Origin of the sequence: Oerskovia enterophila, assembly GCF_044748475.1 — a bacterium.
Taxonomy (GTDB): Bacteria; Actinomycetota; Actinomycetes; order Actinomycetales; family Cellulomonadaceae; genus Oerskovia; species Oerskovia enterophila.
The window spans coordinates 806374-830065 of sequence record NZ_JBIVFZ010000002.1; the positions used below are offsets into that span (position 1 = coordinate 806374).

Here is a 23692-nt window from a genome sequence, read left to right on the forward strand (position 1 = left end):
CCCCCGTTGGCCGCATCTCGCGGACGGCGGGGTACCCGCGTGCGCACCGGGTCCACCGCGAACGCCGGCGGCCAGCGACCCGGCTGGCGGTCAACGGCGGTCGGTCGACGGCCAGCGACCCGGCGCCCGGCGACCCGGCTGGCCGTCAACGGCAGGCCGTCAGCGGTCCGCCATCTCCTCGCCTCCCGGCACCGACGCCGGGCTCGCGGGCTCCTGCGACGTCCCGCGCCACCGGGCGATGTTGCGCATCACGTGGTAGATCACGAGCGCCGACGCCGTACCGAGCGCGATGCCCTCGAACGTCACGTCCCCGATGACCCAGGTGAAGTTCGCGATGCCGACGACGAGCGGCACGGCCGCGGTCGTGAGGTTGACCGGGTCGGAGAAGTCGACCTTGTTCTGCACCCAGATGCGCGCCCCCAAGATGCCGATCATGCCGTAGAGCATGGTCGTCGCCCCGCCCAGGACCCCCGCAGGGATCGTCGCGATGAGCGCCCCGAACTTCGGGGACATGCTCAGGACCAGCGCCGTCACGCCCGCGACCCAGTAGGCCGCGGTCGAGTAGACGCGCGTCGCGGCCATGACCCCGATGTTCTCCGCGTACGTCGTGGTGCCGGACCCACCGCCGATGCCCGCGAACGTCGTGGCGAGACCGTCGGCGAAGAGCGCACGGCCCGTGAGGTCGTCGAGATTCTTGCCCGTCATGGCCGCGACCGACTTCACGTGGCCGACGTTCTCTGCGACGAGCACCAGGACGACCGGGACGAACAGGCCCAGGACGGCGACGTCGAACGTCGGGGTCACGAACTCGGGCAGGCCGAGCCACGAGGCGTCCGACACCGGGGCGAAGTCGACCTCGCCGCGGATCGTCGCGACGACATAGCCGATGATCACGCCCAGCAGGATCGCGAGGCGACCGATGATGCCCTTGAAGAGCACCGTGATGAGGATGATCGAGGCGAGGGTGACGAACGCCGTCACGGGGAACACCTTGAAGTTGTTCCACGCGGCGGGCGCCAGGTTGAGGCCGATGAGCGCGACGATCGTGCCGGTCACGATGGGCGGCATGGTCACGTCGATCCACCGGGGCCCGGCGAAGTGCACCACGACGCCGATGAGCGCGAGCACCAGGCCCGTGACCAGGATCCCGCCGACCGCGACGGACTGGCCCCCGGAGGCGCTCGCCGCGGTGATGGGGGCGATGAACGCGAAGCTCGACCCGAGGTAGCTGGGGAGCCGGTTGCGCGTGATCAGCAGGAACCCGATGGTCCCGATCGCCGAGAAGAACAGCGTCGTCGCGGGCGAGAAGCCCGTCAGGAGCGGGACCAGGAACGTCGCGCCGAACATCGCGACGACGTGCTGCATGCCGATCCCGATCGTGCGAGGCCAGCTCAGGCGCTCGTCGGTGCTGACCACGGCGCCGGGTTCGACGCGCTTCCCGTCTCCGTGGATCTTCCAGCCGAGTGCTGCCATGAGGGGGCTCCGATCGTGAAGTTTTGGTGAAGTGCCGAAGGGAAGGGTACTGCCCGGTACGCCCGCTCCGTGACCGACCGGTACGCCGTGGACAGCCCCGTCCCACAGCCCTCTCGCACGCGCGCACCACCGGCCGCCCCCGGACGCCCGACGGCGGAGCGCACCTTCTCCACGAAGGTGCGCTCCGCCGTCGGGCCGGAGTGGGCGCTCAGCTCAGCTGCGGCCTGACCTCACGCGCGACGAGCTCCAGGTGGTCGAGGTCCGCGAGGTCCAGGACCTGCAGGTAGAAGCGGGTCGCCCCGTCCTCGCTCATGGCCGCGAGCTTGTCCGCCGCCTCGGCCACGGTGCCCGCGATGCCGTTCGTCCGCAGCTCCTCGGGGTCACGACCGATCGCTGCGGCGCGACGACGGAACTCCGCCTCGTCCTTGCCCACGCACACCACGAAGGCCGCGGAGTAGATCAGGTCGTCGGGGTCGCGGCCCGCGTCCTGGCAGACCACGCGGACGTTCTCGATGCGGTCGCCCAGCACGCCCGGGTCGGGGAACGCGACATTGAACTCGGTCGCGTAGCGCGCCGCGAGCGCCGGGGTGCGGCGCGGGCCGTGCCCACCGATGATCACCGGGATGCGGCTCTGCACGGGCTTGGGCAGCGCCGGCGAGTCCGTGAGCGTGTAGTGCTCGCCCGCGAAGCTGAACTTCTCCCCCACGGGGGTCTCCCACAGGCCTGTGACGACCGCGAGCTGCTCCTCGAGGATCCCGAACCGCTTGGCCGGGAAAGGGATGCCGTACGCGGTGTGCTCCTGCGGGAACCAGCCCGCCCCCAGTCCCAGCTCGATGCGACCGCCCGACATCTGGTCGACCTGCGCGACCTGGATCGCGAGCACCCCGGGGTGCCGGAAGGTCGCCGAGGTCACGAGGGTCCCGAGGCGGATGCGGCTGGTCTCGCGCGCCAGCCCCGCGAGCGTGGTCCACGCGTCGGTCGGGCCCGGGAGCCCGTCGCCGTCGCCCATGACGAGGTAGTGGTCGGAACGGAAGAACGCGTCGAAGTCGAGCTCCTCCGAGGCGCGTGCGACCGCGAGGATGTCGTCGTAGGTGGCGCCCTGCTGAGGCTCGGTGAAGATGCGGAGGTCGATCGTCATGTCCTCCACCTTGCCACGTCGCCGGGGGTGCCGAGAGCGGGCCCGGGGCCCGCGGCGCCTCAGCCGACCTGCGCGGCGACCACGGTCACCGAGCGCCCCGGCGGCGCGACGACCACGAGGTCGCCGTCGTCGGTCAGCGAGAGACGGAAGCCGCCGAGCTCGCGCGTGGCGTCGGCCCCCGGTGCGCCCGCCGCATGGGGCGCGTCGGACGCACGGCCGGCCTCCGACGCCTCGTGCTCGTCGGTCGAGGCCTGCGCCTCGGACACCGCCCCGCCGACCGGTGCCGCGAGGTCGAGGTACTCCATGAGGTCGCGCGACGCCTCGACGAGCTTGACGGGCCAGCTCTCGCCCGGCTCCCAGGCCGCCCCGACGCGCAGGCGCCGCCCCACGAGCCCGGCGAGCGCGGGCTCGTCGGCGGTCTCGAACCGGACGTGCCCGCCCTCGTCGACCTGGAGCCCCGTGATGCGCTGGACGTCGACGATCTCGTTGCTCGCCGCGGCGACCAGGACGTCGGCGGCGTCGAGGAGCTCCTGCGCGTCGTCGGAGTCCGCGAAGGCCTCGGCGGTGTCGACCTCAGGGACGGGCCAGTCACCGCGGACCACCGCGAGCTGCTCGTCGCGCGACCCGGTGCGCGGGTAGCGGTGGGAGACGTTGACGACGACGGCCATGGGAACCTCCGGTGATGCGTGGATCGGACTCAGGACAGCAGATCACACGTCGGCGCTCTTCCCCGCACCGCACGTTCCGCACGTGGCACCGTAGGGTCGAGGCATGCGACTGAGCACCGTGATCCTGCCGATCTACCGCTGGTCCGAGGGCCGCGACGTCTGGCGTCGCGCGGAGGACCTGGGGTTCCACGCGGCCTACACGTACGACCACCTGTCGTGGCGGAGCTTCCGCGACGGCCCCTGGTTCGGCGCGCTGCCGACGCTCGCGGCCGCGGCCGCCGTCACCGAGCGGATCCGGCTCGGGACCCTCGTGACCTCGCCGAACTTCCGCGAGCCCGTGACGCTCGCCAAGGACCTCATGACCCTCGACGACGTGTCGGGCGGGCGCATCACGCTCGGCCTCGGCGCGGGGACCACGGGGTTCGACGCCACGGTCCTGGGCGGCGAGGGCTGGTCGGCTCGCGAGCGCGCGGACCGGCTGCGGGACTTCACCGCGCTGCTCGACCGTCTGCTGACCGAGCCCGCGGTCACGCACGACGAGGGTCACTACCGCGCGCACGAGGCCCGGACGATCCCCGGACCGGTCCAGGAGCCGCGCGTCCCGTTCGCGATCGCCGCGACCGGCCCGCGAGGCCTGCGTCTCGCGGCGCGCTACGGCCAGGCGTGGGTCACGACGGGTGACGACCACGTCGGGACGGACGGCACCCCGGCCGCGTCGCGCGCGGCGGTCGGCGCCCAGGTGGCCCGGCTCGAGGCGACGTGCGCCGAGGCCGGGCGCGACCCGAGCACCACCGAGCGCATCCTCCTGACGGGCTTCACGCCTGACCGGCCGCTCGACTCGGTCGACGCGTTCGTCGAGACCGCGGCCGCCTACCGTGACCGGGGGATCACCGAGATCGTGCTGCACTGGCCCATCGCGGACTCGCAGTTCGCGGCCGACCGGGCGACGTTCGAACGGATCGCGACCGAGGGCCTCGCGCAGCTCGGCTGACGCAACCGGGGACGGTAGGCGGGGCCGACCGGCCCCTGCGGCAGCCCGGCCCCGCCTGCCCGCCTGCAGCGGCCACGCTCAGCCCTCGACCGCCCCGCCGGCCCCGGTCACGACCCCGGGCGTCTCGCGCTCGGCGCTCCGCGTCTCGGTCGAGATGCGGAGCGCGGCCACGAGGTCGCGGTACAGCTCGTCGGACGCGAGCAGCTCGTGGTGCGTGCCTCGTGCCCGCACGCGGCCGTCCTCCATGACGAGGATCTGGTCGGCGTCGATCACGGTCGAGAGCCGGTGCGCGATCGTCACGACGGCCCGCTCGCGCGACAGGTCCTCGATCACGGCGTGGACCGCGGCCTCGGTGAGCCCGTCGACCTGCGCGGTCGCCTCGTCGAGCAGCAGGACCTCGGGGGCGTGCAGCACGGCACGCGCGAGCGCCACGCGCTGGCGCTCGCCGCCCGAGACCGTGGTGCCGACGAGCGAGGTGTCGAGCCCGTCCTCGAGCGAGCGGACCTTGGCGTCGAGGCGCACCTTGGCGAGCGCGTCCCACATGGCGTCCTCGGTCGCGTCGGGGTCGGACAGGCGCAGGTTCTCGCGGATCGTGCCGGGCACGACGGGCGTCTCCTGCTCGACGTAGGCGATGCGCGAGCGCACCTCGTCGAACGTGTAGCCGTCGTAGGGCCGCCCGTCGAGCAGCAGCGTGCCGGACTCGGGCTGGAGGAAGCGCAGGAGCAGCGAGAACGTCGTGGTCTTGCCCGCCCCCGAAGGGCCGACGATCGCGACCTGACCGCGCCGGGGGACGTCGAACGTGAGGTCTCGGACCACGGGCTCGCCGCCGGGCAGGTAGCGCGCGGTCACGTCCTGGAACGCGAGCACGGGCGTCTCCCCCGCCTGGTCCGGGGCGGGGTGCGCGGGGTGCGCGGCGCCGTCGGGCAGGGCGCTCCCCCGGCCCGACGACGGCACGCGGCCTCCCGCCGCGCCTCGCCCGGGTGCGTCCCCGGACGGGGTGGAGGCCCGCTCGGGCTCCTCGATCTCGATGGCTTCGACCTCGCGGATGCGGCCCGCGGCCGCGATGCCGGCCTGGAGCTGGCTGACGTTCTGCGTGAGGCTCGTGACGGGGTCGACGATCTGGAACGCGTACAGCAGGAACGCGACCAGGCTCGAGACGGCGAGCAGGCCCTGGTCGACGCGCCATGCGCCGAGCGCCAGGATCACGATGATCGCGAGCTGGATGCCGCCGCCCGCGATGGTCCAGGCGACGGCCTCGGTGCGCACCGACCGGACGCTGTGCCGGGCCGCGTCGCGCGCGTCGTCGACCACGCGGTCGATCTGGCGCTGCTCGGCGCGGCTCGCCTTGATGGTCCGCAGCGCGCGCAGCCCGCCCTCGAGCACGCCGCCGAGCCGGCCGAGAGACTCCTGCGCCTGCTCCTGTGCCTTGGCGATGCGCGGCATGAGCGACCCCACGAGCACGCCGATGATCACGATCGCGAGGAGCGTGGTGCCGAGCAGGACCGTGTCGAGCACGGCCATCAGGACGATCGTCCCGACCAGCCCGACGACCGCGTTGACCAGGTTGACGATGCTCGACGACGCGGCCTCGCGCAGCAGCACCGTGTCCGACGTGACGCGCGTGACGAGCTCTCCCGTGGGGCGCGACCCGAGCGCCCCGACCTTGGCGCGGAAGAAGCGGCGCACCATCGAGGTGCGGGCGTCGAGCACCACGCGCTCGGCGAGCGTGCCGAGCAGGATCCACTGCCACAGCCCCAGGACGAGCCCCACGAGCAGGAGCCCGATCAGCAGCCCGACGGCCGGCGCGAGCGAGACCCCCGTGCCGAGCGTGTCGAGGACGCGCTTGGTGACCATGGGGGTCGCGAGGCTCGCGGCCGTGGTCCCGAGCCCGAGGACCAGGCCGAGCGCGAGCGTGCGTCGGTGGGGCCGGACGAAGGTCCACAGGACCTTGAGGCGTGGAAGGAGCGGCCCCTTCGGAGCAGGGGCCTGCGGGGTCTCGGTGGTCGGGTCGGTCGACGCGGGGGCGGTGGCGGCCATGCGACCAGTGGAACATGCGTGTCTCATTTCAGACAAGAGACGTCTCACCCGTTCGCGGATACGCTGAGCACGTGACAGCCAGCGACACCGCCGCCGCGCCGCGCGAGGCGAGCACGTACGCTCCCGCCGCCGCGACGCCGGCGACCCCCGAGGCCCCCGCGACGGGCGCCCGCGCCCGGACCCGGCGCGCGATCCTCGACGCGGCCGTCGAGGTGTTCAGCACCAACGCCTCGGCCTCGCTCGGCGAGGTCGCCCAGGCCGCGCAGGTCGGCCGGAGCACGCTGCACCGCTACTTCCCCGAGCGCGCGGACCTCATCCGGGCCGTCGGCACCGAGGCTCTCGACCGCACGCGGGCCGCGATCCGTGCCGCGCGCCTCGACGACGGCGACCCCGCGGCCGCGCTGCGACGGCTCGTGATCGAGTACTTCGACCTGGGCCCCTGGTACATGCTCCTGTTCCACGAGGCCTCGCTCGCCGAGGACGAGGCGTTCTGGGAGGAGAGCGAGGCGGCCGAGGCCCCCGTCCGTGCCCTGTTCGCACGAGGCCAGGAGGACGGCGCGTTCGACCCCACCCTGACCGTCTCCTGGAACCAGCGCACGGTGTGGTGGACACTGTTCAACGCCTGGTCGGTCATGACCGAGGACGGTGCGTCGCGCAGCGACGCGCTGCGCATGGCGGTCCGCAGCGTCGAGGGCGTGGTCCTCGCGGCGCGGAGCGCTCCTCCGTCCTGAGCACCCGCACCGACGACCCGCACGAGCGAACCGAGGACGACCGCATGAAGAACATCCGCTGGGCGAGCGTCCTGACCGTGCTCGGGTGCGCCGTGGTGGGGCTCGTGAGCCTGTTCTCGCTGCTCCGGGGCCGCACGTGGGCGTGGTTCCCGCTGCTCGTCGCGGTCGCCGTGGGCTTCCGCGAGATCCGCTACCTCCAGCGGATCGACCACCAGCGCAACGCCCCGCGGTAGTCTCGGCACCTGCCTCGCGCGACCCGCCGCGCGACCCGGGCCTGCCCCTCAGGGGCGTCCCGGAGGGGATGTCCCCCATCCGACGGGCGCCCGTCATCCTCCGGGAGGACGAGGCCCTCGCCGAGGATGGTTCGGAGGGCCGATGTGCCGGTACCCCTCCCCCGCAGAGACTGGTGGCACGCCCCGCGACAGCGAGGGCGGCCAACTTTCCCTGGGGAGGAACCATGACCACGCAGGTCACGACCTCGGCGCCGATCCGCGTCGCACTCCGCGGCCACGACTCGACCGCGCGCCGTGCGCGCTCGTCGCAGCGCCCGGACGACTCGCGTCCCGCCTCCCTGCCCGACGACGGAGCGCCCGCCCCGCAGTCGCGTCGCCCGGGTGCGACGAGCGACCCGTCCGACCGTGCGAACGGCTGGCTCGTGGCCGGCTCGGTCCTCGTGGCCATCGCGCTGTTCTCCGCGCTCGCGCTCAGCTCGTTCGCGACCCTGGGCTGACCGGCTGACCAGCTGACACGTCAGGACCCGCGTGACCCCGAGGTCACGCGGGTCCTGGCGCGTCACGGCCCGTCCCGCGCGGCTCAGAGCCGCGGGTCGACCGGCTCCGACTCGAGCGCCAGGACGGCGAACACTGCCTCGTGGACGCGCCACAGCGGCTCGCCCGCCACGACGCGCTCGACGGCCTCGAGACCCAGCGCGTACTCGCGCAGCGCGAGCGACTGCTTGCGCCCCAGCGACCGGTCGCGGAGCCGTTCGAGGTGGTGCTCCTGGGTGTACTCGGGCCCGTAGATGATCCGCAGGTACTCGCGGCCCCGGACCTTGAGCCCCGGCTGGACGATCCCCCGGCGCCCGCGCACGAGGTTCGCGAGCGGCTTGACGACCATCCCCTCGCCGCCCGCCTCGGTCATCTCCTCCCACCAGCGGACCCCCTCGGCGCGCGAGGCCTCGTCGGCGAGGTCGACCACGAGACGACGCGTGGGCCGGAAGAGCACCGGGTCGGCCTCGACCAGGCGGTCCGCGATCCCCAGGTGCCACAGGTGGTCACGGGTCGCGTACGTGGCGCCGGTCGCAGTGCCGGGGGCGGGCGCGACGTCCGCCCCCGGGCCGTCGAGCGGGGCGGGAACGCCGTCGAGCGGAGCGGGAACGCCGTCGACCGTCGGGGCGGCGGAACCGTCCGCACCGCTCGCGAGCACCTGGAACGGGGCGAGCTGGACGCCGTCGAGCCCGTCGACGGGCCACCGGTAGCGGCGATACGCCTCGGTGTACCTCTCGGCGTCCTCGGCCCGCGACGCCGTCCGCGCCCGCAGCCCCTCGACGTCGACGCCGCGCGCGGCGGCTGCGTCCAGCGCAGCGAGCGCGGGCGGCATGACGGCCCGGGCCGCGGCCCCGACGCTCGCGTACTGGTCACGGATGAGCTGGTCCGCCTTGGCCGACCACGGCAGGATCTCGGCGTCGAGCAGGGCCCAGTCGGCGCCCAGCTCGTCCCACACCCCGGCCCCGTCGAGGGCCTTCGCGACGCGCTCGAGGAGAGCCTCCGCCGTCGGGCCGGAGAAGAGCGGGCGACCCGTGCGCGTGTGCGCGACGCCGCGCCCGCCCGGCTGGACGTCGACCCCGAAGCGCCACGCCGAGGCCCCGTACGCCTCGCGGCACACCAGCACCACGGCGCGCGAACCCATGTGCTTCTCCTCGCACACGACCTGCCCGACGCCGTCGCTCGCGTAGGCCGCGAACGCACCGTCGGGGTGCTCGAGGTAGCCGGGCAGACGCGACGTCGCGACCGGGCTCATGGTCGGCGGCAGGTACAGCAGCGCGCGCGGGTCCACCGCGAACCGGCTCATGACCTCGAGCGCGCCCGCGGCGTTCTCCTCGGGGACCGTGATCCTGCCCCGCGTGCCCGTCACGACCGAGCGCCGGCCGAGCACGTCGGTCACGTCGAGGACGTCGGGGTCGCGCTGCCGGAGAGCCCCTTCGGCACCTGCCGCGTCGCTCCCGGCGTCGGGCAGGAACGGGCGCGCGGGCTCGTAGTAGACCTGGGCCGCGGGCACCGAGACGAGCTCCTTCTCCGGGTACCGCAGCGCGGAGAGCTTGCCGCCGAACACGCAGCCCGTGTCGAGGCACATCGTGTTGTTGACCCACTCGGCGTCGGGCGTGGGGGTATGCCCGTAGAGCACAACGGCCTGACCGCGGTACTCGTTCGCCCACGGGTAGCGCACGGGCAGCCCGAACTCGTCGGTCTCCCCCGTCGTGTCGCCGTAGAGCGCAAAGCTGCGCACCCGACCCGAGGCCCGCCCGTGGTACGACTCCTTGAGCCCCGCGTGCGCGACCACGAGCCGCCCGCCGTCGAGCACCAGGTGGGAGACCAGGTCACGGCAGAACGTCTCGACGTCCCGGCGGAACTCCTCGGGCTCGTCAGCGAGCTGCGCGAGCGTCGTCTCCAGCCCGTGGCTGACCGTCACGTTGCGCCCCGAGAGCGCGCGCACGAGCTTGTGCTCGTGGTTGCCGGGTACGGCGAGCGCGTGGCCCGCACGGACCATGCCCATGGCGAGGCGCAGGACGCCCGGCGAGTCCGGTCCGCGGTCGACGAGGTCGCCCAGGAACACCGCGCGCCGGCCCTCGGGGTGGGCGGCGTCGACCGGGCGACCGGCCTCGTCGCGCTCGATCACGTAGCCCAGCTCGGTGAGCAGGGTCTCGAGCTCGGCGCGGCAGCCGTGCACGTCGCCGATCGCGTCGAACGGCCCGGTCTGGTCGCGGAGGTCGTTCAGCAGGGGCTCGCGGGAGATCGTGGCGTGGGCGATCTCGTCGACGCCGCGCAGCACGTGGACCTTGCGGAAGCCCTCGCGGCTCAAGGACTTGAGCGACGAGCGCAGCGCCTGGCGCTGACGCTTGACGACGTGGTCGCCGAAGTCGCGGTCGGGGCGGGAGCGGTTGCGCTCGATCGCGACGGACTCGGGCACGTCGAGCACGATCGCGACGGGCAGGACGTCGTGCGCCCGCGCGAGCGCGACGAGGCTCTTGCGCGCTGCGGACTGCACGTTGGTCGCGTCGACGACCGTCAGGTGCCCCGCCTCGAGCCGCTTGCTCACGATCGTGTCGAGCACCTCGAACGCCGCGGCGGTGGCCGACTGGTCGTTGACGTCCCCCGAGACGAGGCCTCGGCAGAAGTCCGAGGACACGGCCTCGAAGGGGGCGAAGCGCTCGCGCGCGAACGTCGACTTCCCGGACCCGGACACACCGACGAGCACCACGAGCGAGAGCTCGGGCACGGTCAGGACGCGGGGTTCCCCGCTGGTCACGTGCTGCTCGGTGGTCATGCCCCTACCTCCGTCGATCGGGTGAACAGCGCCATCTGCGTCGGCGAGCCCAGCCCGCGCGGCCCCACGTCCTCGGGCCCGACGTCGCGGAACGTGACCGCGTAGCCGTGGCGGTGCGCGACGCCACCGGCCCAGGCCTGGAGCTCGGCCCGCGTCCACTCGAACCGGTGGTCCGTGTGACGGTGGCCGTGCTCCTCGAGCGTGGGGTACAGCGCGTTGTACTCGACGTTCGGCGTCGTCACCACGACCGTCCCCGGCCGTGCCTCGGCGAACACGACGCGTTCGAGCGCGCCCAGACGCGGCGGGTCGACGTGCTCGATCACCTCCATGAGCACCGCGGCGTCGAAGCCCGCGATCCGCTCGTCGCGATACGTGAGCGAGGACTGCACGAGCTGCACGCGCTCGCGCTCCGCGTCGCTCGCGTCCTCGAGACGCAGGCGGGTCGCGGCCCGCTCGAGCTCGCGCGCGGCCACGTCGGTGCCGAGCAGCCGCGTGAAGCGGCGGTCGGCGACGAGGAGGCGCAGCAGAGCGCCCTCGCCGCACCCGAGGTCGACGACGCTGCGCGCCCCGACCTCGTGCAGGGCCGCGACCACGGCCTCGGCGCGCTGCCGAGCGAGCGTGGGCGCCCTGGTCCCGACGGCGTCGCTCCCCGCGGCGGTGACGTCGCCCTCGGCCGGGGCTTCCTCGGACTCGGCCCCGGCGTCGGCATCGGCGGGCAGCGGGCCGCCGTCGAGCGTCACGAGGCGGTCGGTCGCGTCCTCGACGTACCGGCGCTGGTGCGCGAGGTAGCGGTGCATGATCTGGTCGCGCTCGGGGTGCTCGGCGAGCCATCCTTCGCCCGCGCGCAGCAGCTTGTCGACCTCGTCGCCCGTGACCCAGTAGTGCTTGGCGTCGTCGAGCACGGGCAGCAGGACGTACAGGTGGTGCAGGGCGTCGGCGAGGCGCACGGTCCCGGTCAGGCGCAGGTCGACGTAGCGCGAGTCGCCCCACTCGGGCACTGTCGGGTCGAGCGGCTCGGGCGTGGCGTCGACGGTCCAACCCAGGGGCCCGAACAGGCGCTCGGCGAGCCCCGCGCCACCGCGGCAGGGCAGCGCGGGGACGTGGATCTCGAGCGGGATCGAGGAGTCCGCGAGCGCCTGCCGGGAGTCGCAGCGGCCTGTCATCGCCGTCCGGAACACCGCGCCGAGCGCGACCGCGAGCATCGAGGAGGCGGCGTAGGGGCGGTCGTTGACGTACTGGGCGAGCGAGAACGCGTCGCGTCCGCCGAACCGCTTGTTGCGCACGATCCCCACGGGGTCGACCTCGAGGAGCAGCGCGACCGTGCAGCGCGCGGTGTCGGCCTCGGGGTAGAAGACGTGCGCCGTGCCGACGGGGAGGTCGAACGACTGGGCCCGGGCGGGGTGCTTGTGCAGCAGGTACCCGAGGTCGGTCGCGTCCGTCATCGGTGGTGCGGGCGTCCCTTCTACGGGCATCGCTGGCGCAGCGTCTCCGGGCGGGGCGATCCTGGGCAGGGCGGACCCGGCCGGCGCGCCGGCGGTCGTCGTGAGGGTGACCAGCATGCTGTGCATGCTCCCACGGGGGCGCAACGGATTTAGGCTGGAGGTGGTCCGTGCGTCCGCGCGTCGCCGACGACCGCGAGCGCCGTGTCCTCGACGGACGGAGCACTCATGTCCACGACACCCCAGGTCCCGCTCGGCACCTCCGGCGAGCCGACCGGAGAGAGTCCGGGAGCCGACGAGTTCGCCGAGCGGCTGTTCGCGTCGGCGCTCGGCGCTCTCGACGTCTTCTCGGTGTACCTCGGCGACCGGCTGGGCTGGTACCGGTCCCTCGCGACGGACGGGCCCGCGACCTCGGCCGAGCTCGCGACCCGGACGGGGACGCAGGAGCGTTACGCGCGCGAGTGGCTCGAGGGGCAGGCGGTCGCGGGCGTCCTCACCGTCGCTCCCGGGCGCGAGCCCTCGGCCGAGCCCACGACCCAGCCGGACCGCTCCTCGCAGGGCGTGCCTCCGTCGTCGGGCCCTCTCGTCACGGAGGCGGCGGCCCGCCGCTACGCCCTGCCGCCCGGCCCGGCCGAGGTGCTGACGGACGAGCACAGCCTCGCGTACCTGGCGCCGCTGCCCCGGCTGTTCGCGGCCGTGGGGCGCACGTTCGACGAGCTGCTCGGCGCGTACCGCGACGGCGGCGGGGTCTCGTGGGGGCGGCTCGGGCCGGACGCGCGCGAGGCGCAGGCCGACCTCAACCGGCCGTGGTTCGAGCACGAGCTCGCGGGCGCGCTCGGCCGGGTCCCTGACCTGCACGCGATCCTGTCGCGGCCCACCGCGCGGGTCGCGGACGTGGGCTGCGGCGCCGGGTGGTCGACGGTCGCGCTCGCGCGCGCCTACCCGCAGGCCCGGTTCGACGGGTACGACATCGACGGCCCCTCGGTCGAGATGGCGCGCGCGAACGCTGAGGCGGCGGGCGTCGCGGACCGCGTGGCGTTCCACGCCGCCGACGCCGCGGCCCTGCCCGCGGACGCCCCGCTCGACGCGGCCTTCGCGTTCGAGTGCACGCACGACATGCCGCGCCCGGTCGAGGTCCTGTCGGCGGTCCGTCGGGCCGTCCTGCCCGACGGCGCCGTGGTCGTCATGGACGAGGCCGTCGCCCAGGAGTTCACTGCGCCGGGGGACGAGGTGGAGCGGCTCATGTACGGGTTCAGCCAGTTCGTGTGCCTGCCGGACGGCCTGTCGTCGTCGCCGTCGGTCGGCACGGGCACGGTCATGCGGCCCGCGACGCTCGAGCGGTACGCGCTCGACGCCGGGTTCGAGCGCGTCGAGGTCCTGCCGATCGAGGGGTTCAGCTTCTTCCGGTTCTACCGGCTGCACCACTGAGCACCCCTGCCGGTGTGGCAGCCGCTCGACGTCGTCGAGGCCGTCCGGCACCGTGCGGGGGCGTGGGGAGTGCTGTGGGCCGGGGTGAGCTCGCCGTTCCGGTTCACGTTCGGGTGGCTGAGACTCCTGCCGGTCTTCTAGGCCGGGGCGACCGGGGGCGACGGCGTGCCGGTCCCTGCGCGGCCTGGCACCCTGGCCAGATGATCACCGAGCTGCACGTCGTCGACTGGCGCCGCCGCGTCCAGCACCTGTACGCGCGCGTCCGCGACCTGGCGGTCGAGGACCCCGCCGCCGCGCACGAGTACTGGGTCGCGTCGCGCGACGACCTCCTGGCCGAGCACCCGGCCTCGCCGCTCCTGCCCGAGGACCGTGCCGCTTTCACGGGTCTCCCGGTCGGTCCGTACGACGCCGCGATGCGGTTCGAGGTGCCGCTCGTGCCCGACCCAGCGCGGGGCACGCCGGACGCCGCACGGCTCGACGTCCCCACGGGCACCGACGGCGTGGTGCCGTTCGAGCGTGTCGGGCGCCTCGACCTCCCGGGCCTGGGGTCGCTCGACGTGTGGGCGCTGCGGTCGTACGGGGGCGGTCTGTTCGTGCCGGTCAAGGACCGCTCGCCCGCGACGTACGGCGGCGGGCGGTACCTGCTGGACACGATCAAGGGCGCGGACCTGGGTTCCGCGTCGTCCCGTCCCGTGCCCGACGGCGACGCACCCCTGGTCGTCGACCTCAACTTCGCGTACAACCCGTCGTGCGCCTACGACCCGGCGTGGGCGTGCCCGCTCGCCCCACCGGGGAACACGCTCGCGGTCGAGCTGGCGTGCGGAGAGCTGGTGCGGGCCGCGGCGTAGCGTCCGCCCGGGCGCTGGTGACGGGTGCGCCGGGCAGGTGCGCCGGGTACGTCAGGCGCTACCCCCGGGTGTGTTTTCTCTGCCGCCACAACAATTGTGGTGGCTGCGCAGACGACGACCTCGGGAGCACCGAGGCCCGGGCGTCGCTCGGACCGGCGAGACCTCCAGGCACACGACCGGCCTCGCCGGCAGCACCTCAGTGCAGCAGCGTCTTCAACCCGATGATGAGCAGGCCGAACGCACCAGCGACCACGGTCTCGACCGTCAGCGCCCACCCCCGGACGCCGGCCCGGTGCGCCGCGAGGTGGCCGACGACCGCGAGCATCAGCACCGTGAACCACAGCGCGATCAGCGCAGCGTCCACCACGTCCAGCCCGAACACCCTCCCCACGAGGAAGACCCCGAGCGCGGGCACCCCGCCGATCAGCACCCACACCTCGTCCGACGACGCGAGCCTCAGGCGCTCGGTGATGGTGTGGTCGGTGTCGCGGAACCGCCCGCCGATCGCCGACACGTACACGTGCGCTGCCCAGTACCCCACGAGCACACCGGCCACCGCGAGCATCACGAAGTCGCTCGACGCGTCGTGCGTGCTCGAGACCGCGAGCATGAACCCCGAGACCACGGCCCCGTACAGGAAGTCGGCGGGACCACCACGCGCGAACCGGTCGCCCAGGTTGTCGCGCTGGGCGTGGTGGTCGACGCTCTTCCACGACCGCGCGGCCTGCTCGCCCGCGCCGCCCTCGGCTCCGTCGTCGGAGCCGGCTGCCCGCGTCTCGTCACCGTCAGTCATCCGCGTCGCCTCCGGGTCGCGTCGGCCTGTCGCCGCCTCTCTCGTCACTGTAGCGACGCCGTCGGGCCCGGCGCGCGGCGACAGCCGCCAACCCGCCAGCACCGCGCGCGGCGACCGACCGCCGATCCTCGGGCGACGTGCCCCACCGACCGACTGACGAGCAGCGCTCTCCCACGGCCCCGCCGCAGCATGCCCCGCCCGCTGCGCGCGGTGTACCGTCCCGTTCATGAGTGCCGCACGAAGCAACACCCACGCGCAGGCGGTCGACGCGGCGATCGAGCTGTTCACCCGGAAGGGCTACGAGCAGACGACCGTCGAGGACATCGCCGACGCCGCGCAGATCAGCCGGGCCACGTTCTTCCGCCGTTTCCGCTCCAAGGAGGACGTGGTCTTCGCGGACCACGAGCTGCTCCTGGACGCCGTCGTGGTCCTCCTCGGGGAGACCCGGCCCGCCGCCCGCGGCGTCACCCCCGAGGAGCTCGAGAACGTCGACCCGTACGTCGAGGTGTGCAAGGCGGCACGGCTCGTGTTCGACCACCACGTGGGCCAGCGCGAGACGTCGGTCGCACGGCACCGCCTCCTGCAGGACGTGCCGGCGCTGCGCGACCGCGAGCTCGTGACCACGCACCGCTACGAGCGCGCGTTCACGTCCTACCTGCGCGACACCCTGCCCGCCGACACCCGGCACTCGACCGCGTCGGTCGCGTTCGCGGCGTCGGTCGTCGCGGTGCACAACGCGATCCTGCGCCGCTGGCTGCGCGACCCCGACCAGGACCTGCGCCCCGAGCTCGAGGAGGCGTTCGCGGACCTGCGCCGCGCGGCGCGCAACCCCGCGGGCCCGACGGCGGAGCCCACCACCGCGTCCACGTCGCCTGCACCGGCGCGCACGGCAGGTGCCGAGAGCAGGGTGGGCACGGTAGGCACCGAGATCACGGCGGGCGAGGCCGACCGGGCTGCCCCCGCTGCTGCCGGCACCGCACCGACCCGCCGCGTCGTGGTGACCGTGCTCGACGGCGACGCCGACCCCGACGAGGTGGCCCAGGCCGTGCGCGACGCGTTGGGTGCTTGATTCGGCTGCGACTCGCCGGGCGTGTCGCAGCCGAACCACGCACTCGGCTCAGCACCGATGAGCCCGGGAATGCACGGGTAGCATCTGCGGTTGCAGCACACAGCAAGCAGTACGCACGAACGTGCTCCGGGGTCGGTGCAATTCCGAGCCGGCGGTGACAGTCCGCGACCCGCGCCCACGCGCGGTTGACCTGGTGGAACTCCAGGACCGACGGTGAAAGTCCGGATGGGAGGAAGCACGTGCGGCGCGGCCGTCCCCGGCCGGGCTGAGCGCGACGTGATCGTCGTGCCCACCCCCGACCGTCCGGACCGGTCTCGCCGTGGTGAGCGCCGCCGTCGGGCAGCCCGGACAGGGCTCCCCCGACCCGACGCCCGCCCTCACCCCGGAGCCGACGTGCCCGGGACGAGGGAACATCGATGGACCTGCTCCACGCGCTCTTCGACGCGCAGCTGACGATCGGCGGCCAGCACCTGCTGTGGCGCGAGATCGTGGGCAACGGGTTCGGCCTGGCCTCCGCGCTCGGCGGCATGCGGCGCAAGATCTGGGCATGGCCCGTGGGGATCGTCGGGAACCTGCTGCTCCTCACGGTGTTCCTCGGAGCGGTGTTCGCGACGCCCAACCCTGTCAACCTCCTCGGCCAGGCCGGGCGCCAGGTCATGTTCGTCGTCGTGTCGGTGTACGGGTGGGTCCAGTGGCGGCGCACCCGTGCGCGCCTCGACCAGGACGCGGCCGGTCTCGACGCGGACAGCCACGGGGTGTCGGTCGAACCACGATGGGCCACGTGGCGGCAACGAACGTTCCTCGTCGTGGCGCTCGTGGGCGGGACGCTCGTCCTGACCCCGATCTTCCGGATGCTCGAGTCCTACGAGCCCGTGTGGGCCGACGCCTGGATCTTCATGGGTTCGCTGCTCGCGACGTACGGCATGGCCAAGGGATGGGTCGAGTTCTGGCTGATCTGGGTGGCCGTCGACGTGGTGGGCGTGCCCCTGCTGGTCGACGCCGGCTTCTACGCGTCCGCGTTCATGTACGTGTTCTACGGGGCGTTCACGCTCGTCGGGTTCTTCGTGTGGTGGCGCATCGACCGGCGCTCCAAGGCCCTGGAGGTCACGGCGAGCGCCCCCGCCACCCCCCCCTGAAGCCACCCCTTGCGTCCGGGTGGGCCGGGCGGATACTCGAAGGTGCGCCCTGCTCGCGCCGGGCGCACCACTTCCGGCCCGATGACGCGAGGACGCGACGGGAAAGGCGACACCATCATGGTCACGCGACTCAACCCCTACCTGAACTTCCGCGACGAGGCACGGCAGGCGATCGAGTTCTACCGCGACGTGTTCGGCGGCGAGGTGACGATCAGCACGTTCGCCGACTTCCAGGCCTCCGAGGACCCTGCCGACGCCGACAAGGTCATGCACTCCCAGCTCGAGTCCCCCACCGGCCTGGTCCTCATGGCCGCGGACACCCCGAGCTCGATGGAGGTCCCGACCGGCGCCGGCTTCTCGATCTCGCTGAGCGGCGAGCAGTCCGACGACGCCGAGCTGCGCGGCTACTGGGACAAGCTCTCGTCGAGCGGGAGCGTGACCGTGCCGCTCGAGGTCGCGCCGTGGGGAGACGCGTTCGGCATGTGCGTCGACGGGTTCGGCGTGAGCTGGCTCGTGAACATCGCCGGGGCTGCGCGGGCCTGAGCGCTCCCCCTGGTCAGGCCGGGCACCGGGCCCGCCCGTGATACCCCGTCTCTTGACCTGAGACGGGATATCACGCACCATGGGGGGAATCGCCCGACACCGACGTCCGGCCCGACACCGGGAGCATCCCCCATGACGATCGAGAACCCCGTCCGCCAGAACGTGACCGAGCCGGACTACGACCTCTCGCAGCCGCTCGGCATCGACTACGCCGGCGCGTTCTCGGACGCGACCGATGCCGACCGCGACCTGCAGCAGCGGGTCCGCACGTTCGTCCAGGACGAGGTCCTGCCCGTGATCGACGGGTACTGGGAGCGCGCCGAGGTGCCGTTCGGTCTGGCCAAGCGCATGGGCGAGCTCGACTTCCTGCGCGACGGCGTCGACGTCCCCGGTGCGCCGCGGATCAGCCTCATGGGCGCCGGTCTCGCCGAGATGGAGATGTCGCGCGGCGACGGCTCGGTCGCGACCATCTGCGGTGTCCAGGGCGGCCTCGCGCTGCGCTCGATCCAGCTCCTCGGCTCGGACGAGCAGAAGGCCGAGTGGCTCGGCCCGCTCGCGCGCGGCGAGAAGCTCGGCGCGTTCGCCCTGACCGAGCCCACGCACGGCTCGGACTCGGTCTCGCTCGAGACCACGGCCCGCCGCGAGACCCGCGACGGCGTCGAGGGCTTCGTGATCGACGGCGAGAAGAAGTGGATCGGCTTCGGGTCGTGCGGTGACATCACCGTGCTCTGGGCGCGACTTGTCGGCGACGAGGGCGACAACCAGGTGCACGGGTTCCTCGTGCCCCAGGACACCCCGGGCTACGCGGCCACGACCATCGAGGGCAAGGTCTCGCTCCGCGCGATCTGGCAGGCCCACATCGTCCTGACCGACGTGTTCGTCCCGGCCTCGGCCATGCTCCCGGGCGGGCGGTCGTTCAAGGACACCGGCCGCGTGCTCCAGGCGACCCGTCTCGGGGTGGCCTGGTCCGCCGTCGGGCACGCGACCGCCTGCTACGAGACGGCCGTCGCCTACGCCACGCAGCGCGTCCAGTTCGGCCGCCCGCTCGCGGCCAACCAGATGGTCCAGGAGCGGCTGACCCGCATGCTCTCGACCCTCACCCAGATGCAGCTCCTGGTCGCGCAGATGACCCGCCTCGACGAGGCCGGGCAGCTCTCCGGCCCGCAGGCGTCGATCGCCAAGTACACGAGCACGCGCGGCGCGCGCGAGATCGCCGCGAGCGCGCGCGACATGCTGGGCGGCAACGGCATCCTCCTCGCGAACCGCGTCGCGCGGCACTTCGCGGACATCGAGGCCCTGCACACCTACGAGGGCACCGAGAGCGTCCAGGCCCTCATCGTGGGTCGCGACATCACGGGCGTCTCGGCGTTCGTGTAGCCCCTCACCGGCGGCGCTCCCCGTACCGGGAGCGCCGCACCCTCTCCTGCCACACCTGGCCCGCAGCGGCCACCCGTCGACACCACAAGACCACCCGGCGCCGTACCGGACCTCCTCGTTCACCTGACACGCACGGCGCCGGGTCCCCTTCCCCCACGGAGCACCTCATGAGCAACGACGCCCACGTCCCCGTCCTCCTGCACGGTGCGCGCACGCCGTTCACGCGCTTCCAGGGTGCGCTCGCGTCCCTGTCGGCGAACGAGCTGGGCGCGCACGCGATCCGCGGCGCGCTCGACGCCGCGGGCGTCGCGGCCTCCGACGTCGACGCCGTGATCATGGGCCAGGTCATCCAGGCGGGCGGCGGCCAGGGTCCGGCCCGTCAGGCCGCGATCGCGGCCGGGATCGGCTGGGACGTCCCCACGGTCACGATCAACAAGCTGTGCCTGTCGGGCCTGACCGCGATCATCGACGCGGCGCGCCTGGTCCGCACCGGCGAGGCGTCGGTCGTCGTCGCGGGCGGCCAGGAGTCCATGACGAACGCGCCGCACCTCGTGCTCGGCTCGCGCAAGGGCTTCGCGTTCGGAGACGTGACCATGGCGGACTCGCTCACGCACGACGGCCTGCGCGACCCGTTCGACGGTCAGATCATGGGCGAGGCCACCGACCGCGGCTGCACCACGCGCGGCATCGGCCGCGCCGAGCAGGACGAGTACGCTGCCCGCTCGCACGCCCTCGCGGCCGCGGCCCGCACGGAAGGGCGCCTGGCCGAGGAGATCGCCCCGGTCACGGTCCCGCAGCGCAAGGGCGAGCCCGTGGTCGTCGCCGACGACGAGGGCATCCGTCCCGGCACCACGGTCGAGGCGCTCGCCCGCCTGCGTCCCGCGTTCGTCGCGGACGGCACCATCACCGCCGGCTCGTCGTCCCCGCTGTCCGACGGCGCCGCGGCGGTCGTGGTCGTCAGCAAGGCCTTCGCGGTCTCGCGCGGCCTCACGTGGCTGGCCGAGATCCGGTCGGCCGGCCAGGTCGCGGGCCCCGACAGCTCGCTGCACTCCCAGCCCGCCCGCGCGATCGAGCATGCGCTCGAGCGCGAGGGCATGAAGGCCGACGAGCTCGACCTGGTCGAGATCAACGAGGCCTTCGCGGCCGTCGCGCTCCAGTCGGTCGAGGACCTCGGGATCGATCACGCGGTCGTCAACGCCGACGGCGGCGCGATCGCCCTGGGTCACCCGGTCGGCGCGTCGGGCGCGCGCCTGGCCCTGCACCTGGCCCTCGCCCTCCAGCGCCGCGGGGGTGGCGTGGGCGCCGCCGCGCTGTGCGGCGGCGGCGGCCAGGGGGACGCGCTGATCCTGCGCGCCTGAGTCCTTCCCCTCGCGTCGCGCGGTGCTGCCTCATCGCGCGACCGGCGGCCCGCCCGGAGGTCCCCTTCGCCTCCGGCCGGGCCGCTTCTTCGTGCCCGACGGCGTGCGGCGTCCAGGGCGTGTCGCGCCCCCCGGGTGAGTGGCGCCGTCGTGCGACGATGAGCCCGTGCCCGAGACCTCCGCCGCCCGGCCCGCCTCGACCGGACGCCGGTTCCTCGCCTGGGCCCTGCGCTCGCCGTGGGCCCTGGTCGCGGGCTTCGTGCTCGTGCACGCCTGGCTCGTCGTCGATGCCCTGAGCTGGGGGTACCGGATCTCCGGCGACGTGCAGCTCTACCGGGTCTGGGCGCGCGCAGGCTGGGACCGCGGGATCTGGCCCGTGCTCGACTACGACTGGGTCTACCCGGTCGGGGCGCTCGTGCCGGTCTCTGCCCCCGCTCTCGTGGGGACGTCGTTCGAGGCGTACTACGCGCAGTTCCTCGTGCTGATCGTCGCGCTGGACGCGCTCGCGCTGTGGTTCCTCGCGCGGCTGCCGGGGCGTGGCCGTGTCGCGGCCTGGTGGTGGCTCGCGTTCCTCGTCGCGCTCGGCCCCATCTTCCTGGGCAGGCTCGACGGCGTCGCCGCGGCCCTCCTCGTGATCACGCTCGCGCTCGCGGTACGCCGCCCGGCCGTGGCGACCGCGATCGCGACGTTCGGCGCCTGGGTCAAGATCGCCCCCGGGGCCGTGGTCGTGGCGCTCCTGACGACCGCGAAGCGCCCGTTGCGCACGGTCGTGCTCCCGGGCGCGGCGGTCAGCGCGGTCGTCGTCGCGCTCGCCCTCGCGGGCGGAGCGGGCAAACGGGTGCTCGGGGTGTTCGGGACCCAGGACGCGCGGGGCCTCCAGTCGGAGTCGGTGTTCGCGACCCCGTTCAGCGTCCTGCGGCTGTTAGACCCCCGGTTCCGGGTCTGGATGAACCAGGACATCCGCACGCTCGAGATCTACGGCCCCGGCACCGCGGTGACGGGACGGCTGCTCGACGTGCTGCTGCCCGTCGCGGTGCTCACGATCGCGGCCCTGTCCTGGTGGGCCGTGCGGCGGCGCCCCGAGGTCCGCACCGACGTGTTCCTCCTGTCCGTGACGGCGCTGCTGCTGAGCCTCATCGTCTTCAACAAGGTGGGATCGCCGCAGTTCGTCGCGTGGATCGGGCCTCCCGTAGCCGTCGCGATCGCGCTCGCCGGGCCGGGGGCCCGCTCCGTCTGGTCGGCGCCCGCGCTGGCAGTCCTGGGCACCGCTGGTCTGACGCAGCTCCTCTACCCGGTCGCGTACGACGAGTTCATGGTCGGGGAGCCCTGGGTCGTCCTGGTCGCGGCCGTGCGCAACCTCGCGCTCGTGGTCCTGCTCGTCGGGGCCGTGGTCCAGCTCGTGCGGCTGGGGCGAGGGGCAGCGGGAACCGTCGCGTCGACCGTCGTGGCCGAGCCGCACGCGCCACAGCCAGACCCCGGGCCCGTGGCGAACGCCTGACCGCTGATGGCCGACCGCCCCTTCACGCGGGACCGGGGCCTCTCCCAGGCGCAGGGCGCTCGGCGGTCACGAGGCCGTGGTCGAACGCCGCGATGACGAGCTGGGCACGGTCGCGGGCGACGAGCTTGGCGAGCAGGTTGCCGATGTGCGTCTTGACGGTGCCCATGGAGATCGTCAGCCTCCGCCCGATCTCCTGGTTGGACAGCCCACGGCCCACGAGCGCGAGCACCTCGACCTCCCGGCTGGTGAGGAGCTCCGGCGCCACGGCCCCGCGCTGCGGCCCACCGTCGAGGTAGTGCCCGACGATCCGCGCCAGGACGGCCGGGGCGAACAGCGACTCGCCGGCATGCGTACGCCGGACGGCGTCGACGAGGCTCGTGGGCTCGGCGTCCTTGAGCAGGAACCCGCTCGCGCCTGCGCGCAGGGCCCCGTGGACGTACTCGTCGAGCTCGAACATGCTGAGCACGAGGACGCGGGTCGACGTGAGGTCGGGGTCGGCCGCGATCCGGCGCGTCGCATCGATCCCGTCACCGCCGGGCATGCGGACGTCCATGAGGACGACGTCGGGGCGGGTCCGGCGCGCGGCCTCCACCGCGGCCTCGCCCGAGCCCGCCTCGCCCACGACCGTGAGCCCGTCGGCACCGTCGAGCACGAGCCGCAGGCTGTGACGTATCAGGGGCTGGTCATCCACGACGAGCACCCGTACCGGCACCGTCACGACTGCGCTCGTCCCAGCAGGCCGGCGGCCGGCGGGGCCGGGTCCGGCAGCACGACCGTCACGCGGAAACCTCGGGAGGAGGGCCCCGCGACGAGAGAGCCGCCGAGCGACTCGACCCGCTCGCGCAGGCCTGCGAGCCCCATCCCCGCCCCCGGGTGGGGCTCCCACCCGACGACGGGCCCGTCGTCCTCGACGACCAGCCGCAAGCCCTCGGCGTCGCGGCCGAGGACGACCGAGGCACGCGTCTGCCCCGCGTGACGCAGGACGTTGGCGAGGGCCTCACGGACCACCGTGCACACGCAGAGGCCCGCCCCTGCCGAGGCCACGACCTCCTCGGCGTCGAGCGCGACGTCGAGGCCCGCGCCCCGCGCGGTCGCGACGACGCGCGGGAGGTCGGCGAGCGTCTCCGCCGGACACAGCGGGACCTCGTCGCCCGGTCCGCGCAGGACCGTGAGCATCCTGCGCAGCTCGGTGGTCGCGTCCCGGCCCGCGCGCTCGATGTCGGCCAGGGCGCGGGCCCGCTCGGCATCGCCGCCCGGCCCTGGCACCGTGCGCGCCGACGCCGCACGCACCGTGATGAGCCCCAGCCCGTGCGAGGCGAGGTCGTGCAGGTCTCGTGCGATGCGCAGCCTCTCGGCCTGAGCGGCCCGTTCCGCCGCCCAGCCCGTCAGGTCGTCCTCGAAGGCACGTCGCTCGCGCCGGGAACGGACGAGGGCCCAGGCCAGCACGCCCGCCGCGACCGCGGTCGCACCCAGCAGGACGGCGAGGGTCTCGACAGGGCGACCGACGCCGAGCGTCGCCAGGCCGAGCACGAGGGCCGCGACGAGACCGCCCGCGATCGGCCAGACGCGGGATCGCAGCACGGGTCGGGCGGTCGTCTCCATCCACCGGAGTCTAGGGACGC

General features: G+C 73.8%; 22 protein-coding genes and 1 riboswitch. Of the genes, 13 read left to right on the top strand and 9 right to left on the bottom strand.

Annotated elements, in window-relative coordinates; genetic code table 11:
- Nucleotides 1-159 precede the first annotated feature (159 nt).
- The 3 genes from ACIPWA_RS08130 to ACIPWA_RS08140 form a co-directional block, all read right to left on the bottom strand.
- The gene (locus tag ACIPWA_RS08130) at nt 160-1473 is read right to left on the bottom strand and encodes a uracil-xanthine permease family protein (protein ID WP_400289368.1); all 1314 of its coding nucleotides are present in this window, start codon (nt 1471-1473) and stop codon (nt 160-162) included.
- 208 nt (nt 1474-1681) lie between these two features.
- The gene (locus ACIPWA_RS08135; RefSeq protein ID WP_197487150.1) at nt 1682-2605 is read right to left on the bottom strand and encodes an LLM class F420-dependent oxidoreductase; all 924 of its coding nucleotides are present in this window, start codon (nt 2603-2605) and stop codon (nt 1682-1684) included.
- Nucleotides 2606-2670: 65 nt separating this feature from the next.
- A complete protein-coding gene (locus tag ACIPWA_RS08140) occupies nt 2671-3279 on the bottom strand; it encodes a hypothetical protein (protein ID WP_400289369.1) in 609 nt (202 codons plus the stop codon).
- A gap of 103 nt (nt 3280-3382) precedes the next feature.
- Between ACIPWA_RS08140 and ACIPWA_RS08145 the strand changes: the two genes are divergently transcribed.
- Nucleotides 3383-4270: an LLM class flavin-dependent oxidoreductase gene (locus tag ACIPWA_RS08145; protein ID WP_400289370.1), complete on the top strand. Its 888-nt coding sequence runs from the start codon at nt 3383-3385 to the stop codon at nt 4268-4270.
- A gap of 78 nt (nt 4271-4348) precedes the next feature.
- Here ACIPWA_RS08145 and ACIPWA_RS08150 read toward each other — a convergent pair whose 3' ends face one another.
- Nucleotides 4349-6307 (bottom strand): ABC transporter ATP-binding protein, encoded by a 1959-nt coding sequence (locus ACIPWA_RS08150; protein ID WP_400289371.1) that lies wholly within the window; start codon nt 6305-6307, stop codon nt 4349-4351.
- A 71-nt stretch (nt 6308-6378) separates the two neighbouring features.
- Here ACIPWA_RS08150 and ACIPWA_RS08155 point away from each other — a divergent pair, with 71 nt between their 5' ends.
- The 3 genes from ACIPWA_RS08155 (at nt 6379) to ACIPWA_RS08165 (ending at nt 7768) form a co-directional block, all read left to right on the top strand.
- Complete coding sequence (locus ACIPWA_RS08155; protein ID WP_400289373.1) at nt 6379-7038, top strand: TetR/AcrR family transcriptional regulator; 660 nt, start codon at nt 6379-6381, stop codon at nt 7036-7038.
- 44 nt (nt 7039-7082) lie between these two features.
- Nucleotides 7083-7271, top strand: a complete 189-nt coding sequence (locus ACIPWA_RS08160; RefSeq protein ID WP_056645005.1) for a hypothetical protein — start codon at nt 7083-7085, stop codon at nt 7269-7271.
- Nucleotides 7272-7495: 224 nt separating this feature from the next.
- The gene (locus ACIPWA_RS08165; RefSeq protein WP_068625474.1) at nt 7496-7768 is read left to right on the top strand and encodes a hypothetical protein; all 273 of its coding nucleotides are present in this window, start codon (nt 7496-7498) and stop codon (nt 7766-7768) included.
- A gap of 83 nt (nt 7769-7851) precedes the next feature.
- Here the strand turns inward: ACIPWA_RS08165 and ACIPWA_RS08170 are convergent, their stop codons facing one another.
- The gene (locus ACIPWA_RS08170) at nt 7852-10581 is read right to left on the bottom strand and encodes a polynucleotide kinase-phosphatase (RefSeq protein ID WP_400289374.1); all 2730 of its coding nucleotides are present in this window, start codon (nt 10579-10581) and stop codon (nt 7852-7854) included.
- The gene (locus tag ACIPWA_RS08175; protein ID WP_400289671.1) at nt 10578-12053 is read right to left on the bottom strand and encodes a 3' terminal RNA ribose 2'-O-methyltransferase Hen1; all 1476 of its coding nucleotides are present in this window, start codon (nt 12051-12053) and stop codon (nt 10578-10580) included. Before ACIPWA_RS08175 ends, ACIPWA_RS08170 begins: the two co-directional genes overlap by 4 nt.
- Before the next feature lie 195 nt (nt 12054-12248).
- Between ACIPWA_RS08175 and ACIPWA_RS08180 the strand changes: the two genes are divergently transcribed.
- The 3 genes from ACIPWA_RS08180 to ACIPWA_RS08190 are packed head-to-tail and all read left to right on the top strand — an operon-like array spanning nt 12249 to nt 14296.
- Nucleotides 12249-13448, top strand: a complete 1200-nt coding sequence (locus ACIPWA_RS08180) for a methyltransferase domain-containing protein (RefSeq protein ID WP_400289375.1) — start codon at nt 12249-12251, stop codon at nt 13446-13448.
- Nucleotides 13449-13460: 12 nt separating this feature from the next.
- The gene (locus ACIPWA_RS08185; protein ID WP_269452554.1) at nt 13461-13589 is read left to right on the top strand and encodes a hypothetical protein; all 129 of its coding nucleotides are present in this window, start codon (nt 13461-13463) and stop codon (nt 13587-13589) included.
- Between the two features lie 59 nt (nt 13590-13648).
- Nucleotides 13649-14296 carry a DUF1684 domain-containing protein gene (locus tag ACIPWA_RS08190; RefSeq protein ID WP_400289377.1) on the top strand — a complete coding sequence of 216 codons (648 nt, stop codon included), beginning with the start codon at nt 13649-13651 and terminating at the stop codon, nt 14294-14296.
- A 196-nt stretch (nt 14297-14492) separates the two neighbouring features.
- Here the strand turns inward: ACIPWA_RS08190 and ACIPWA_RS08195 are convergent, their stop codons facing one another.
- A complete protein-coding gene (locus ACIPWA_RS08195; RefSeq protein WP_056644994.1) occupies nt 14493-15089 on the bottom strand; it encodes a hypothetical protein in 597 nt (198 codons plus the stop codon).
- Between the two features lie 226 nt (nt 15090-15315).
- Here ACIPWA_RS08195 and ACIPWA_RS08200 point away from each other — a divergent pair, with 226 nt between their 5' ends.
- From ACIPWA_RS08200 to ACIPWA_RS08225, 6 genes are all read left to right on the top strand, one after another.
- The gene (locus ACIPWA_RS08200; protein ID WP_400289379.1) at nt 15316-16158 is read left to right on the top strand and encodes a TetR/AcrR family transcriptional regulator; all 843 of its coding nucleotides are present in this window, start codon (nt 15316-15318) and stop codon (nt 16156-16158) included.
- A gap of 117 nt (nt 16159-16275) precedes the next feature.
- Nucleotides 16276-16401, top strand: a riboswitch (FMN riboswitch).
- 173 nt (nt 16402-16574) lie between these two features.
- Nucleotides 16575-17294: a nicotinamide riboside transporter PnuC gene (gene pnuC / locus ACIPWA_RS08205; protein ID WP_400289380.1), complete on the top strand. Its 720-nt coding sequence runs from the start codon at nt 16575-16577 to the stop codon at nt 17292-17294.
- 117 nt (nt 17295-17411) lie between these two features.
- Entirely contained in the window at nt 17412-17837 is a 426-nt protein-coding gene (locus ACIPWA_RS08210; protein WP_400289381.1) for a VOC family protein, read from the top strand.
- Between the two features lie 132 nt (nt 17838-17969).
- Complete coding sequence (locus ACIPWA_RS08215; RefSeq protein WP_056644984.1) at nt 17970-19214, top strand: acyl-CoA dehydrogenase family protein; 1245 nt, start codon at nt 17970-17972, stop codon at nt 19212-19214.
- 167 nt (nt 19215-19381) lie between these two features.
- A complete protein-coding gene (locus ACIPWA_RS08220) occupies nt 19382-20572 on the top strand; it encodes an acetyl-CoA C-acyltransferase (protein ID WP_400289383.1) in 1191 nt (396 codons plus the stop codon).
- 166 nt (nt 20573-20738) lie between these two features.
- Complete coding sequence (locus ACIPWA_RS08225) at nt 20739-22070, top strand: hypothetical protein (RefSeq protein ID WP_400289384.1); 1332 nt, start codon at nt 20739-20741, stop codon at nt 22068-22070.
- Between the two features lie 22 nt (nt 22071-22092).
- Here the strand turns inward: ACIPWA_RS08225 and ACIPWA_RS08230 are convergent, their stop codons facing one another.
- On the bottom strand, nt 22093-22761 hold the full coding sequence (locus ACIPWA_RS08230) for a response regulator (RefSeq protein WP_400289385.1): 669 nt from the start codon (nt 22759-22761) through the stop codon (nt 22093-22095).
- A 23-nt stretch (nt 22762-22784) separates the two neighbouring features.
- On the bottom strand, nt 22785-23672 hold the full coding sequence (locus ACIPWA_RS08235) for a sensor histidine kinase (protein WP_400289386.1): 888 nt from the start codon (nt 23670-23672) through the stop codon (nt 22785-22787).
- Nucleotides 23673-23692: the final 20 nt, after the last annotated feature.